The 15,239-nt window shown below is 60.4% G+C and carries 11 protein-coding genes; 8 read left to right on the top strand and 3 right to left on the bottom strand.

Annotated elements, in window-relative coordinates:
* Window positions 1–48 precede the first annotated feature (48 nt).
* The 6 genes from TU82_RS20175 to TU82_RS20150 all read left to right on the top strand — a co-directional run bounded on the left by TU82_RS20175 (window position 49) and on the right by TU82_RS20150 (window position 5,422).
* Entirely contained in the window at window positions 49–537 is a 489-nt protein-coding gene (locus tag TU82_RS20175) for a DUF3015 domain-containing protein (protein WP_015885974.1), read from the top strand.
* Window positions 538–629: 92 nt separating this feature from the next.
* Window positions 630–2,483 (top strand): Lnb N-terminal periplasmic domain-containing protein, encoded by a 1,854-nt coding sequence (locus tag TU82_RS20170; RefSeq protein WP_057724981.1) that lies wholly within the window; start codon window positions 630–632, stop codon window positions 2,481–2,483.
* 152 nt (window positions 2,484–2,635) lie between these two features.
* Complete coding sequence (locus TU82_RS20165) at window positions 2,636–2,947, top strand: chorismate mutase (protein WP_057724980.1); 312 nt, start codon at window positions 2,636–2,638, stop codon at window positions 2,945–2,947.
* A gap of 237 nt (window positions 2,948–3,184) precedes the next feature.
* The gene (locus TU82_RS20160; RefSeq protein WP_057724979.1) at window positions 3,185–4,270 is read left to right on the top strand and encodes a type I restriction endonuclease; all 1,086 of its coding nucleotides are present in this window, start codon (window positions 3,185–3,187) and stop codon (window positions 4,268–4,270) included.
* 242 nt (window positions 4,271–4,512) lie between these two features.
* Window positions 4,513–4,869, top strand: a complete 357-nt coding sequence (locus TU82_RS20155; RefSeq protein ID WP_057724978.1) for a hypothetical protein — start codon at window positions 4,513–4,515, stop codon at window positions 4,867–4,869.
* Between the two features lie 55 nt (window positions 4,870–4,924).
* Window positions 4,925–5,422 carry a GreA/GreB family elongation factor gene (locus TU82_RS20150; RefSeq protein ID WP_057724977.1) on the top strand — a complete coding sequence of 166 codons (498 nt, stop codon included), beginning with the start codon at window positions 4,925–4,927 and terminating at the stop codon, window positions 5,420–5,422.
* Here TU82_RS20150 and gdhA read toward each other — a convergent pair.
* Window positions 5,419–6,756 carry an NADP-specific glutamate dehydrogenase gene (gene gdhA, locus TU82_RS20145; protein ID WP_057724976.1) on the bottom strand — a complete coding sequence of 446 codons (1,338 nt, stop codon included), beginning with the start codon at window positions 6,754–6,756 and terminating at the stop codon, window positions 5,419–5,421. The genes TU82_RS20150 and gdhA overlap by 4 nt on opposite strands.
* A 202-nt stretch (window positions 6,757–6,958) precedes the next feature.
* On the bottom strand, window positions 6,959–8,152 hold the full coding sequence (locus tag TU82_RS20140) for an MFS transporter (protein WP_057724975.1): 1,194 nt from the start codon (window positions 8,150–8,152) through the stop codon (window positions 6,959–6,961).
* 95 nt (window positions 8,153–8,247) lie between these two features.
* On the opposite strand from TU82_RS20140, the gene TU82_RS20135 reads away from it, so the two are divergent.
* The gene (locus TU82_RS20135) at window positions 8,248–9,168 is read left to right on the top strand and encodes a LysR family transcriptional regulator (RefSeq protein WP_057724974.1); all 921 of its coding nucleotides are present in this window, start codon (window positions 8,248–8,250) and stop codon (window positions 9,166–9,168) included.
* 254 nt (window positions 9,169–9,422) lie between these two features.
* Here TU82_RS20135 and ettA read toward each other — a convergent pair whose 3' ends face one another.
* Window positions 9,423–11,087 carry an energy-dependent translational throttle protein EttA gene (gene ettA, locus TU82_RS20130; protein WP_057724973.1) on the bottom strand — a complete coding sequence of 555 codons (1,665 nt, stop codon included), beginning with the start codon at window positions 11,085–11,087 and terminating at the stop codon, window positions 9,423–9,425.
* A 284-nt stretch (window positions 11,088–11,371) separates the two neighbouring features.
* Between ettA and TU82_RS20125 the strand changes: the two genes are divergently transcribed.
* Window positions 11,372–15,223: a sensor domain-containing protein gene (locus tag TU82_RS20125; protein ID WP_057725058.1), complete on the top strand. Its 3,852-nt coding sequence runs from the start codon at window positions 11,372–11,374 to the stop codon at window positions 15,221–15,223.
* Window positions 15,224–15,239 lie beyond the last annotated feature (16 nt).

Genomic DNA, 15,239 nt, shown 5'->3' with positions numbered 1-15,239 from the left:
AGCGCCTGAACCCTTGTCCATTGGTTTGCACACAAAGAGAACAAAGCTATGAAACGGATCCTTCTTGGTACTCTTTTCACCGTCGTCTCCCTCAATGCAATGGCAGAAGCACCAGGTGGCCCGAACTGCGGTTGGGGCAACATGTTGTTCGAAGGCCAGCGCGGCACTCCAGCTCACTTCCTGGCTTCCACCACCAACGGCACCTCGGGTAACGCCACCTTCGGCATGACCTCGGGCACCAACGGCTGCAGCACCAACAGCGCCCTGACCTACGGCGGCAAGTCGTGGATTGCCATGAATGGCATGATGAACGAGCTGTCCGAAGACATGGCCAAGGGCAACGGCGAAGCGCTGACCACCTACGCCGTGGTACTGGGCGTGGCGCCGGAAGATCGCGAGCACTTCGCGGCCGTGACCCACGAGCACTTCCAGCAAATCTTCAGCAAGGCTGACGTGACCGCTGACGACGTGCACAACAACACCATTGCGGTACTGAAAAGCGATGCCCGTCTGGCGAAATACGCTACCCAGGCTTAAGCTCGACCCACCCGCGTCTTTCGAGGCGCGGGTTTTGTTTTTTCGACCTGTCCCCCTTGGGTCTTTTTTTCAGTCCGACTTAAGTAGCCCCCATGCTCAAACGCCTCGCTTGCCTGGCTCTCTTCGCCTGCGCCCCGCTGCACGCGGCCCCGCACCTCGACGATCAACGTTTGCAGCAACTGGCCAATGATCCGTTCTGGCTGTCGCTGGGGCATTACGAGGCCGGCAAGATCAATGGCTGGCGCAGCTATGTCAGCGACAAGAAATTCTTTCTCGCCGCCGACGGCGCGCATCATCCGGACGCCGAACTCAAGGCCACTGTGGACGCGCTCTACGCACCGGCCAGCCTGGGCGAAAAACATGCCCAATGCGTCTACCCCGCACGCACCCGCTGGCTCAAGGACCAGTTGCACCTGTCCGACCTGCCTGTTGTGGACTGCAAAGAATTCAAACAATGGTTCTCGGACGTCGCGCCCCACAGCGCGGTGATGATTTTCCCGGCGGCGTACCTCAACAGCCCCTCGTCGATGTTCGGCCACACTTTGCTGCGCATCGACCAGGCCGACGTGCAGAGCAACAACACCGCCCTGCTCAGCTACGCGATCAACTTCGGCGCCTATATCGAAGGCTCGGACAACAGCATTCTGTATGCCTGGAAAGGCCTGATGGGCGGCTACCCCGGCCTGTTCGCCCTGGTGCCCTACCAGGAAAAACTCTCCGAATACCGCAGCCTGGAAAACCGTGACCTGTGGGAATACCGCCTGAACCTCACCGAAGTCGAGACCAAGCGCATGGTCGAGCACGTGTGGGAGCTCAAGCAGATCCAGTTCGACTACTTCTTTTTCGATGAAAACTGCTCCTATCGCCTGCTGGAACTGCTGCAAGTGGCGCGCCCCGGCTTGCGCCTGACCGAGCAATTCCCGCTCACCGCGATCCCGACCGACACTGTCAAAGCGGTAAAGGACGCGGGCCTGGTGGAAAAGATCGACTATCGCCCGTCCCGTGAACGCGAGCTGCTCGAACGCGCCAAGCCGCTCGACAGCGATGAGCAGCAGTGGGTACTGAAGATCAGCGATGACCAGAAACAGTTGCAGGAGCCCGCCTTCAAGGCGCTGCCCCGCGAGCGCCAGGCCCTGGTGGTGGACGCCGCCTATCGCCTCGGCCGCTACCGCGCCAACGGCCTGGAACGCGACACCGCGCGCTCCCAGCGCAGCTTCGAACTGCTGCGCGCGATCAACCAGAACCCGGCGCCGGACCTGAAGATCACCCCGCCCGGCCTGCCGGAGAACGGCCACGAGTCGCGCACCTGGCAGGCCGGCCTCGGCACCCGGGGCGACAAAGCCTTCGGTGAATACGGCCTGCGCATGGCCTATCACGACCTCAACGACAACGCCGAAGGCTTCCCCTTGGGCGCACAAATTGAAATCCTGCAGATGAAACTGCGCCAGTACGAAGGCAATAACTGGCAGTTGCAACAACTGGACCTGGCCACCATCCGCTCCCTGACCCCGCGTAACGCCCTGTTGCAGCCGTGGTCCTGGCAAGTCACCGGCGGCCTGGAGCGGGTACCGGGCAAACACGACGACGAAACCCTGGTCGCCCACGTCAACGGCGGCGCCGGCGGCACCTGGCAGCTCTCGGACGACATGCTCGGCTTCGCCCTCGGCACCGTGCGGGTGGAGCACAACAACGACTTCAGCGAAGCCATCTCCCCCGCCGCCGGCTTCAACACCGGCGTGCTGTGGAAAAACCCACTGGGCAACCTGAGCCTGGAAGCCAAAGGCGATTTCTTCACCAATGGCGAAGTGCGGCGCAGCATCAGCCTCAACCAGCAATGGGAACTGTCACGCAACCTGGGCCTGCGCCTGAGCGCCCAGCGCGAGTACAGCCACCTGTCCACGCCGGTGAATGAAGTGATGCTCGAAGTAAAGTGGTACCACTACTGACTCAAGCCTGATGAAAATCTAAATGTGGGAGGGGGCTTGCCCCCGATGGCCGTGTGTCAGCCAAGCTTTCAGTGACTGACACTCCGCTATCGGGGGCAAGCCCCCTCCCACATTTTATTAGCATTGCTCGCATAATCAGGAGCCCACTTAATATGGCCGTTCGCTGCACTACCCTCGAAGAAGTCCGCAATAACATCGACCTCCTTGACCAACAAATTGTCACTTTGATCGCCGAACGCGGCCAATACGTCTCCCAAGCCGCACGCTTTAAAAACGACACCGATGGCGTCAAGGCGCCACAACGGGTTGAACAGGTGATCGCTAAGGTGCGAGGGTTATCCCAGGTGGTCGGCGCCAACCCTGAGGTTACTGAGCAGGTGTATCGCACGATGATTACGGCGTTTATCCAACAAGAATTGGCTGAATATGCTGCACAGGACAATGCTGGCAAACCACGCGCCTGATGCATTCATCTTGCATGCTCAGATTTATCAACTTTTCGCCTGCAAGCACAGATTCCTAGCCTCCTTGCAACCCATTGAAAAATAAACCGGAATTTTCAGACGACTTTTTAGCTTTTTTCAGTCGAAAACAAACTGCCTCTCACTTCATTCTCTTTATGAGGTTTTGTGTCTAGTATCGGATGGCAGTCAATTTGCCACCACTTCTATACACGGATCCGAATAGGGTAAGAGGCTTATATGGAATTTCTTGAAAAACTCACCAGTTTGGCATCAAAAGTCCGCCTGCAAGGCCCCGCCATCCAGACAGAAGAAGCTACAAAAAATGCTTTTGTAATGCCTTTTATCAACACCGTGTTGGGCTACGACGTGTTTGACCCGCAGGAGGTGACCCCCGAATTTATCTGCGATGTCGGGACGAAAAAAGGTGAAAAAATCGACTACGCAATCATGAAAGATGGCGAAGTCCAGATACTCATCGAATGTAAAAAAATCGGTGAGTCATTGAGCATCAATCACGCATCGCAGCTCTTTCGGTACTTTCACGTCACGAGCGCAAGAATCTCAATTCTTACCAACGGCCAGGTCTACAGATTTTTTACAGACTTGGACGCCCCTAATAAAATGGACGAAAAGCCATTTTTAGAGCTGGACCTGCTGGATATTGATGAATACTCCGTACCAGAGCTGATAAAACTTACCAAATCGGCCTTCGATGTCGACTCAATCATCAGCGCAGCGGGAGAATTGAAATACGTCAGCCAACTCAAGAAGCTCATTGGCGCCCAAATCAGTAAACCAGAAGACGACTTTGTGAAGTTCTTCGCGTCCCGCGTTTACGAAGGAGTAATCACGCAGAAAGTCCGTGAACAATTCTTCGAACTAACACGAAAAGCGTTAGCTCAATTTTTGAATGATCAAATTAATGAGCGACTTAAGTCTGCTATGAGTGGTGCAATTCAGCCGACAATAACGTCGTTGTCTGTGGCGAACAGCACACATGCAGACAGGCAGGATCAAAACGAGGCAGAAGATAAAATCCTGACAACCCTTGAAGAGCTGGAGGGTTACCACATCGTGCGCGCTGTCGTGCGCTCAGTTGTCGATGCCAAACGAATCGTTCAACGCGACACCCAAAGCTATTTTGGGATATTACTGGACGACAACAACCGTAAGCCCATCTGCCGACTCCACTTCAATCGTAGCCAAAAGTACCTCGGGGTATTCGACGAAGAAAAGAATGAAACCCGGCACGCTATTTCATCCATTGACGAGATTTACGAGTACGCCGACCAGCTAAAAAAGACAGTGGGTTATTACGAATAAAGGCTGCACCGACAGACCGGAGTTATGGATAAAACTGAGGGAGGGGGCTTGCCCCCGATGGCCGTGTGTCAGCCAAGCTTTCAGTGACTGACACTCCGCTATCGAGGGCAAGCCCCCTCCCACAGTTGGTTTTGTGCTCGGCTAAAAATTCTGCACATCCCTCTGACGCCCCTTTCACATACAGCTTACAAATCCCCTTCTAGACTCTCCTTATCAGCCGTAAACCGGCCAGGGAGTACGCCATGTGGCGATATGCGGTAGTGCTGAGTGCGGCGCTGTGGTTAGCGGGCTGCCAGACAACCCATCAGGAGTTACTGGCCAAAGGTTATCCACTCGCCTTCGCCGACGGCTTTGACGACGGTTGCAGCAGCGGTCGCCAGGCCGCCGGGGTGATCACGGGCGAGTTTCGCAAGAACGTTCCACGCTATCTGAAAGACCGGCAATACGCCGAAGGCTGGGAAGACGGTTTCCGCCAGTGCAAAGCCATGCGTGAGAGCGAGGAATTGCGCGAGTATCAGGACAACCGCAGGAACGACCGCGAGCACGAGTGGCAGCAGGAAAAAGACCGCGATGCGGCCAAGGCGTATCGCTCGCAGTGAGCGCGGGAACGATCTGGCGGTGAACATGGCCCAAACTCCATTGAAGGAGAACGTCATGAGCCGAGCTTTTGTAAATGAAGACAACGCCGCCGCCCAGGCCGACCAGCCGGTGGAACGTCAGGTCAGCGCGCAGCCCAACCGTTTGACGGCGCAAGGGTTGGCGCAACTGCAAGCCAAGGTGGCGCAGTTGCAACTGGAATACAGCACCGAATCCGCCAAGAGCGAACAGGCCGACAAACAACGCCAGGCCGATCTTGAGCGGGATTTGCGCTACTTCAACCAGCGCGTACAAAGCGCCCAGGTCGTCGCGCCGGCCACCGCCAGCGACAAGGTGCAGATCGGCAGTTGGGTCACATTCGCCAACGAGCAGGACGAGCAACAGCGCATCCAGTTGGTCGGCGAAGACCAGGCCGACGCCAATGTGGGCCTGATCAACTGGGGTTCGCCTCTAGGGCGTGCGTTGCTGGGCGCCCAGGTGGGTGACGAGGTGCTGTGGAAACGCCCCGTCGGCGATCAGTTGATCGAAGTGCTGCGCATCGAGCCCGAGGCTTAGACGATGCCCTGGGCCAGCATCGCATCGGCGACTTTGACGAAGCCTGCGATGTTCGCGCCCTTCACGTAGTTGACCCGGCCATTTTCCTCGCCGTAGTGCACACAGGCATGGTGGATCGATTGCATGATGCTGTGCAGCTTGCTGTCCACTTCGCCGGCAGTCCATAGCAGGCGCATGGCGTTCTGCGACATCTCCAGGCCACTGACGGCCACGCCGCCGGCATTGGACGCCTTGCCCGGCGCGAACAGAATGCCCGCGTCGATAAAGATATCCACCGCTTCAAGGGTGGTCGGCATGTTGGCGCCCTCGGCCACGCAGATGCAGCCATTGCGCAACAGGGTGCGAGCAGCGTCGGCGTCGAGTTCGTTCTGGGTGGCGCACGGCAGCGCGATATCGCAAGCCAGCGCCCACGGCGTTTGACCCTGGCGAAATTCCAGGCCGAAACGCTCGGCCAGTTCACTGATACGACCGCGTTGCACGTTTTTCAGCGCCAGCAGCGCCGACCATTGCTCCTCGGTCAAACCGCTTTCGGCGTACAGCGTCCCTTCGGAGTCCGACAGGGAAACCACCTTGCCACCCAGGTCCATCACTTTGCGCGCCGCGTATTGCGCCACGTTGCCGGAACCCGAGATCGCCACGCGCTTGCCCTCGACCCGCTGGCCCTGGCGCTTGAGCATTTCCTCAGCGAAATACACACAGCCAAAACCGGTGGCTTCCGGACGGATCAAACTGCCGCCGTAGGTCATGCCTTTGCCGGTCAGGACGGACGTGAATTGATTGCCCAGGCGTTTGTACTGGCCGAACAGGAAGCCGATTTCCCGTGCGCCCACGCCGATATCACCGGCCGGCACATCCACGTCCGCACCGATGTGACGGTACAGCTCGCTCATGAACGCCTGGCAGAAGCGCATCACTTCGGCGTCGCTCTTGCCCTTGGGATCGAAGTCCGAGCCGCCTTTGCCGCCGCCCATGGGCAATGAGGTCAGGGAGTTCTTGAAGGTTTGCTCGAAGGCGAGGAATTTCAGCACGCCCAGGTTCACCGAGGGATGGAAGCGCAAACCGCCCTTGTACGGGCCGATGGCGCTGTTCATCTGGATACGGAACCCGCGATTGACCCGGACCTTGCCATGATCATCCACCCAGGACACCCGAAAGGTAATCGCGCGTTCCGGCTCGCACATGCGCTCCAGAATGCCCGAGGTCAGGTAGTGGGGGTTGGCTTCAAGAAACGGCCACAGACTGCGCAGCACTTCCTCAACGGCCTGATGGAATTCCGGTTGGTCGGGGTCGCGTTTCTTGAGGTGGGCAAGGAAGGATTCGACGGATTCGCTCATGAAAAGTCTCGGCAAAATGATTGTTGTTAAACAGAGATTGAGCCGGACTCTATCAATTCATTTCGCACCGCGACAGGGCAAAATGTCGCCTTTGTGAATTTAAATGGTGCATTCGATATAAATAATCAGCGTTTTTGCCCCAAAACAGGGATTTCGATCCTGTCCATGCACCACTGGGTGAAAGGCCATCGCAGTGGCGAAATCAGGCCGGTTTGCCGCGTTGGCCGGCGATCGGTGCCTGGGGGTTTACCGGCTTCCAGCCCAGCAGGGCGATTACCAGCGACAACAGTTGAAAGCCTGCGACCAACGCCACGCAGCCCGGCCAGCCCCACTGCTCCCAGAGCATGGCCGGGGCCACGGCGCCGGCGCTGCCGCCGAGGTAATAGCCGGTCAGGTACAGGCCCACGGCGCCGGACTTGTCCTGCCCGGCCGTGGTGGCGATGTAGGCATTGGCGCAGGCCTGGGCCAGGAATACGCCGGTCGAGCTCAGGGCCAGGCCCAGCACGATCAGCCACAGCGACGGCAACAAGGTCAGGGCCGAACCGCAGAGCCCGAGAGCCACGGCGGCGCTCAGCAACTGCGATTGCGGTCGCGATTTGCTCAAGCGCCCGGCAACGGGAATCACCACCAGCGCCAGCAGGAACACGGCATACAGTGTTCCCAAGGCGGCGGCGCCGAGGTTGAACGGTGCCTGGCTGAGATACAGCCCGGCGTAGGTAAAGGTGGCGACTTGTGAGAACAGCACGCAGAAACCGACGGCATAGGCCGCCAGCAAGGGTTTGCGCAAGAGCCGGCGCACTCCGTGCGTGCCCACGGCCGCTATGTTGGGACGTGCCACTGGATTGGCCGGCAGCAGCCGCAGGATCAGCAGGCCGACCGCCAGGCTGATCACCGCCAACAGCTCGAAGGCTTCACGCCAGCCGACATATTGGGTCATGACCCCGGAGACAAAACGCCCGGCAAACCCGCCGAGCACCGTGCCCGCGACGTACAGGCTGGTGATCTCGGTGACCGTGGCCGCGCGCCAGCGATCGCCGATATAGGCCACGCTGGTGGCGAACACCACCGGGATCAACATACCCTCGATAAAGCGCCACACCAGCAGCTCGGCAAAACTGTCCACATAGGCCGTCAGCAGCGTCGGCAGCGCCAGCAGCAAGGCGGCCGCGACAATCACTGTGCGTTGCTCGAAACGCCCGGTCAGGCGCCCGACAAATGGCGCAGTCAGCGCCACCGCCAGGGTGGTCACGGTAATGCTCCACCCGGCCTGCCGGGCGCTCACCTGGAAGCTTTCGGCAAACACAGACAGGATGCTCTGGGTCGCGTAGAGATTCAGGAACGCCGCACAGCCACACAGAAATACGGCAAGGCGGGCGTGATACAGGCGCGGGTTCATGGGACCTCTCGTCTTATTGTCGAGGATCTTTATAGAATGCGCAGCGTGGCGAACACCAATACCGAATTCGGACCGATCAATACCCAGGAAACAGAATGCTTGATCTACGCAAGTTACGTTACTTCCTGACGGTCGCCGAAGAGCTGCACTTCGGTCGCGCGGCGCAGCGCCTGCACCTCGCCCAGCCGCCCTTGACGCGGCAGATCTCGGCCCTGGAAACCGAGCTCGGCTTTCGCCTGTTCGACCGCACCAGCCGCACGGTCACCCTGACCGCCCAGGGCCGGCACTTTCTACCCTATGCCCGTGCGGCGCTGGAGCATGCCCGGCTTGCGCAGGATATTGCCGCCAAGCTGGCCGCCGGCGCCACCGGCCAACTGGTGGTGGGCTATGCCAGCTCGATTGCGCTGTCGGAGCTGTTCAGCCAAACCCTGCAAGCCTTCGCCCAGCGTTTTCCCGAGGTGCAGCTGACCCTGGTGGAGAGCGCTTCAGGCAGCCTGCATACGCACGTGCTGGACGGTCGCATCGACATCGGCATGAGCCGCCTGCTGCCGGAGCCCGGGCAAACCGACGTCGAGGTGTTGTCGTTGGGGCAGGAACCCCTGGTAGCGGCGCTGTGCAGCGACAACCCACTGGCTGGCCAGGACGAAGTCACCCTCGCCCAGCTCAGTGAGTTCCCGTTGATTCTGTTTCCCAGCGATTACGGTTCGGGCCTCAACGGTTCCATCGAGCAGCTGTATCGACGCCACGGCCTGGCGCTGCGCCCGGGCCCTGCGGGGCGCCAGATCACCTCGATCATCGCCCTGGTGGCGGCAGGCCAGGGTGTCTCGCTGGTGCCCCAGTGCACCCGCACCCTGGCCAGGCAAGGCGTGGTCTACCGACCGTTGGCAGACCCCGAAGCCTGGGTACACCTGCTGATCCTCACGCGCGCGCAATCACGCTCGCTGCTGGTCGAGGCGTTCATGGGCGTGGTCGGTGAATTGCTGCAAGGCCGGCCGGCACTGGCGCCGCTGGCATAATCCAGGCAAAAAAATACCCCTGTGCGAGGTAATGCCGTTCAGTTAAGGCTTTTCGTAGGAGCGAGCTTGCTCGCGAAAAACCACAGGCGCCGCGTTCAATCAGGACACACGCGTTATCGTTGACGTTTTTCGCGAGCAAGCTCGCTCCTACAGAGGGCGGTGTACGATTAACTGAACAGCATTACCCTGCGCGAGGGGTATTTTTCTACAGGCTGCTGCGTACAGGCGCGGCCGAGGCTGCGCCCGTTGGCGAATCAGGCCAGTTTCTTGTGACGCACGCGGTGCGGCTGGGCCGCTGCTTCGCCCAAGCGCTTTTTACGGTCCGCTTCGTACTCGGTGTAGTTGCCTTCGAAGAACACCGCTTGCGAATCATCCTCGTACGCCAGGATGTGAGTCGCGACGCGGTCAAGGAACCACCGATCGTGAGAGATCACAATGGCGGCGCCCGGGAAGTCCAGCAGGGCTTCTTCCAGGGAACGCAGGGTTTCAACGTCGAGGTCGTTGGACGGTTCGTCGAGCAGCAACACGTTGCCGCCTTCCTTCAAGGTCAGGGCCAGGTGCAAGCGGCCACGCTCACCACCGGACAGGTCCTTGACGAACTTCTGCTGGTCGCCGCCCTTGAAGTTGAAACGGCCCACATAGGTACGCGCCGGGATTTCATAGTTGCCGATACGGATCTGGTCGGAGCCGTCGGAAATCTGCTGGAACACCGTCTTGCTGCCATCGAGGTCTTCACGGCTCTGGTCCACACAGGCCAGTTGCACGGTCTCGCCGATCTCGATGCTGCCCGAATCCGGGGTTTCCTTGCCCATCAGCATGCGGAACAGCGTGGATTTACCCGCACCGTTACCGCCGATAACGCCAACGATCGCGCCTTTTGGCATGGAGAACGACAGGTTGTCGATCAGCACGCGGTCGCCATAGCCCTTGGAGACGTTCTTGAACTCGATGACCTTGTCACCCAGGCGCGGACCGGCCGGAATGTAGATCTCGTTGGTTTCGCTGCGCTTCTGGAATTCCTGCGACTGCATTTCTTCAAAGCGTTGCAGACGGGCCTTGGATTTGGACTGGCGGGCCTTGGCGCCTTTGCGCACCCACTCCAGTTCTTCCTTCATGGCTTTTTCATGGGCCGATTGCTGCTTGGATTCGGCGGCCAGACGGTCGGACTTGGCTTCCAGCCAACCGGAATAGTTGCCCTCGTAAGGGATACCGGCGCCTCGGTCGAGCTCGAGAATCCAGCCGGCGACGTTGTCCAGGAAGTAACGGTCGTGCGTGATCGCCACCACGGTGCCCGGGAAGTCGTGCAGGAAATGCTCCAGCCAGGCGACGGAATCGGCGTCCAGGTGGTTGGTCGGTTCGTCGAGCAGCAACATGTCGGGAGCCGACAGCAGCAGGCGGCACAGGGCCACACGGCGTTTTTCACCACCGGACAAAAACTCGACCTTGGCGTCCCATGCCGGCAGGCGCAACGCGTCGGCGGCGACTTCCAGCTGGCGCTCCAGGTTGTGACCGTCGCCGGCCTGCAGGATGGCCTCGAGCTTGGCCTGTTCGGCGGCCAGCTTGTCGAAGTCGGCATCCGGCTCGGCGTAGGCGGCATAGACCTCGTCCAGGCGCGCCTGGGCGTCCTTGATTACGCTGACGGCCTCTTCGACCACTTCGCGCACGGTCTTGGTCGGGTCCAGGATCGGCTCTTGCGGCAGGTAGCCGATGTTCAGGTCCGGCATCGGGCGGGCTTCGCCTTCGAACTCGGTGTCGACGCCGGCCATGATTTTCAGCAGCGTGGACTTACCCGAACCGTTGAGGCCGAGCACGCCGATCTTGGCGCCAGGGAAGAAGGACAGCGAAATGTTTTTCAGGATTTCCCGCTTCGGCGGAACAACTTTTCCCAGCCGATGCATGGTGAAGACGTATTGAGCCATGGTGAACCTAGCGTCAGTGACTGATGAATTAAGCGGACGAAGCCCGTGCCAGGCCATGCGCCGCGCGGGCCATTGACTATCATCAATGCCGGCGAGCGAAAAAAGCCTGAATGTCTGGGGCTGGAACGCCCCCGCGTAACCGGCAAAGCTACCTCAATGCGCTGGGGCAGTCCAGCCAGGCGGGACTGGCACTTTGCCACAACTCAAGGCATGCTAGCCGCCCTCCGGGCGTCCGGCTTATAGTGCACGTCGCGCGCCAGTCCAGCCAACCGCAGGATCACAGCTTGTCCAAAGTCACGCCGCCCACGCCCTTGCGCGCCGCTCATCTAGCGCCGGGAGCGCCCCTGCACGGCACCTTTAAAGGCGCGTTGGCGACGCTTGTGCTGATGTTGCTCGCGTTATTGTTCTGGCAACTGCTCGACCAATTGCAGCAAAACCAGAAAAATCAGCAGCAATACACCATCGACTACAGCGCGGACCTCGCCGAACAGATCAGCCAGAATATGGCCCTGAGCGCCCAGATCGCCTTGAATCTGCTGCCGATCGTCGAGCCGCCGCGCAACGCCGAACAACAACAGGCGCTGATGCACACGTTGCAGCGCTCACTTCCCGAATTACGCAGCTTCGCCCTGCTCGCCCCCAGCGGCGCGGTGATCAGCGACAGCGCCAACGACAGCCAGGACAGCGCCCTGCTCGAAGAGCTGGTCAAGCGCAGCCACGCCCAAGCCTATTACTTGAGCAACGACAGCGACGGCACCGTCATCTATCTGTTGCTGCACCAGCCCAGCGGTGGCTCGAAGCTGTACTGGGCGCTGCGCCTGGCGCCCACCTACCTGGCCAACCTGACCCGCCAGGATGCCCAGGGCCAACGCCCGATGTGGGCCATCGAGAACCGCCTGAACCACCGCGTGGTCAGCCGTGACAACGGCATGCCGGCCCAATGGGCCAGTGCGTTGACCCCGGATGAACTGAATAAAAGTGTATTGGTCACCCCGTTGAGCAAGAGTGACTGGCAACTGCGCGGGCTGTTTGACCGCAGCGCGGTGCTCGAACAACTGCTGCCGGCCTTTATCGGCAAATGCCTGCTGGGCCTGGCATTTTCGCTGATCCCGGTGATCGTGCTGCTGAACATGCGCCGGCGCCAGCGCCAGGTGCATGAGGGCCGGCGACGTTATCAGGATATTTTCGAAGGCACCGGCGTGGCCTTGTGCGTACTCGACCTGGCGGGGTTGAAGGCGTTCTGCGACAAGCCCCCGGTGCAGGGCGGCGAACCATTGCAAGCCTGGCTGCAGGCCAACCCCGCCGAGCGGCGCAAGCTGCTCAAGGAGCTGCGCGTCACCGAGGTCAACCAGATGGCCGTACGCCTGTTGAACGTGAACTCCTGCGAGCAAGCCTGGGAACGCCTGATTGACGATGGCCCGCACAATGCCACCTCGATCGGCCACCAGGTGCTGGAAGCCGTACTGACCCGGCAAAAACAACTGGAGCTGGAAATCCAGCTCAACGATGTGGCGGGCAATGAACAATACCTGTGGCTGGTGATGCGTTTGCCGGAACAGCAGGATGACGTCAGGGCGGTCATCCTCAGCATCAGCGATATCACCAGCCGCAAGCTGATCGAGCTGTCGCTGGTCGAGCGCGAGAGTTTCTGGTCGGATGTGGTCCGCACCGTGCCCGACCACCTGTATGTACAGGACGTGATCAGCCAGCGCATGATTTTCAGCAACCATCACCTGGGCCATACCCTCGGCTACAACAAGGCCGAACTGCAGCAAATGGGTGAGTACTTCTGGGAAATCCTGCTGCACCCCGAAGACGCCGAGCATTACCACGACGCGCGCCAACAGCAACGCCAGGAGGGCTACGCAACCCAACTGCACTGCCAGCTGCGCTTTCGTCATCGCAACAACCAGTGGCGACGTTTCGATATTCGCGAACAGGCCCTGGCCAGGGACACCTCGGCGGTGGTCACGCGGATCATCGGCGTGGCCAAGGACATCACCGACCAGATCGAGGCCAGCGAATCCCTGCGCGACAGCGAACAGCGCTACCGCATGCTGGCCGAAAGCATCAGCGACGTGATCTGCTCCACCGACAGCCAACTGGCCCTCAACTACGTCAGCCCATCGGTCAACGCCGTGCTGGGGTATGACGTGGACTGGGTGTTCAAGAACGGCTGGCAATCGGTCATCGCCAACCCGCAGCAGCTCGCCGGCCTGTATGGCCTGATGGAACAGGTCAGCCGCGCCGTGGGCAATCCCGAGGCGCTGAACAGCCTGCGCGATGAAGTGCAGAGCCAACTGTTCCTGTTCGACTGCCTGCGCGCCGATGGGCGCAAAGTACCGATCGAGCTGCGTGTGGTGCTGGTGTGGGACGAACATGGCGCGTTTGAAGGCATCCTCGGCGTGGGCCGTGATATCAGCCAGCAACGCCGCGCGGAAAAAGACCTGCGCATGGCGGCCACGGTGTTCGAGCACTCCACCTCCGCCATCCTGATCACCGACCCGGCCGGCTATATCGTGCAGGCCAACGAGGCGTTCAGCCGGGTCAGCGGTTACGCCGTCAGCGATGTACTCGACCAGTTGCCGAACATGCTCACCGTCGACGAACAGCAGGAAGCCCACCTGCGCTACGTGCTCAAGCAACTGCACCAGCACAGCACCTGGGAAGGCGAAGTGTGGCTCAAGCGCCGCAATGGCGAGCACTACCCGGCCTGGGTCGGTATCACGGCGGTGTTCGACGATGAAGGCGACCTGGCCAGCTATGTATGTTTCTTCAGCGATATCAGCGAGCGCAAGGCCAGCGAACAGCGCATCCATCGCCTGGCCTATTACGACGCCTTGACCCACCTGCCCAACCGCACCCTGTTCCAGGACCGCCTGCACACCGCATTGCAGTCGGCCGAGCGGCAGAAGTCGTGGGTGGTGCTGATGTTCCTGGACCTCGACCGCTTCAAGCCGATCAACGACTCCCTGGGCCACGCCGCCGGCGACCGCATGCTCAAGGAAATGGCCACGCGCCTGCTCGGTTGCGTGGCCGAGGACGACACCGTGGCGCGGATGGGCGGCGACGAGTTCACCTTGCTGCTGCAACCGCGCGTCAGCCGCGAAATGGCGCTGAACCGTGCCATCAGCGTGGCCGAGCAGATTCTGGCCAGCCTGGTAAAGCCGTTCGTGCTCGAAGGCCGCGAATTCTTCGTCACCGCCAGCATCGGCATCGCCTTGAGTCCCCAGGACGGTAACGAGCTGAGCCAGTTGATGAAAAACGCCGACACGGCGATGTATCACGCCAAGGAGCGCGGCAAGAACAACTTCCAGTTCTACCAGGCCGACATGAACGCCAGCGCCCTGGAGCGCCTGGAGCTGGAAAGCGACCTGCGCCACGCCCTGGAACAGGACGAATTCGTGCTCTATTACCAGCCGCAGTTCAGCGGCGACGGCAAACGCCTGACCGGCGCCGAAGCCCTGCTGCGCTGGCGCCACCCACGCCGCGGCCTGGTGCCGCCGGGGGATTTCATTCCGGTGCTGGAAGAGCTGGGGCTGGTGGTGGACGTGGGCGACTGGGTGATCAGCGAAGCCTGTCGCCAGCTCAAGACCTGGCACCAGAACAAAGTGCGGGTGCCGAAAGTCTCGGTCAACATCTCGGCGCGACAGTTCTCCGACGGGCAACTGGGCACGCGCATCGCCACCATCCTCAAGGACACCGGCCTGCCACCGGCGTGCCTGGAGCTGGAGCTGACCGAAAGTATCCTGATGCGCGAAGTCAACGAAGCCATGCAGATCCTCGCCAGCCTGAAAAACCTGGGACTGAGCATTGCAGTCGACGACTTTGGCACCGGCTATTCGTCGCTCAACTACCTCAAGCAATTCCCCATCGATGTGCTGAAGATCGACCGCACCTTCGTCGACGGCCTGCCCTCCGGCGAGCAGGATGCGCAGATCGCCCGCGCCATCATCGCTATGGCCCACAGCCTGAACCTGGCGGTGATCGCCGAGGGCGTGGAAACCCATGAGCAACTGGACTTCCTGCGCGAGCATGGCTGCGATGAAGTGCAGGGCTACTTGTTTGGACGGCCGATGCCGGCGAATCGGTTCGAGGCGCAGTTCAGCAATGATGCGCTGTTCATGTTTGACTGAGATTTGGGGTGAAGCC

The organism is Pseudomonas orientalis, from assembly GCF_001439815.1.
Lineage (GTDB): Bacteria > Pseudomonadota > Gammaproteobacteria > Pseudomonadales > Pseudomonadaceae > Aquipseudomonas > Aquipseudomonas orientalis.
Note: the sequence above shows the minus strand (reverse complement) of the source record. Positions and strands in the feature narration are given on the sequence as shown.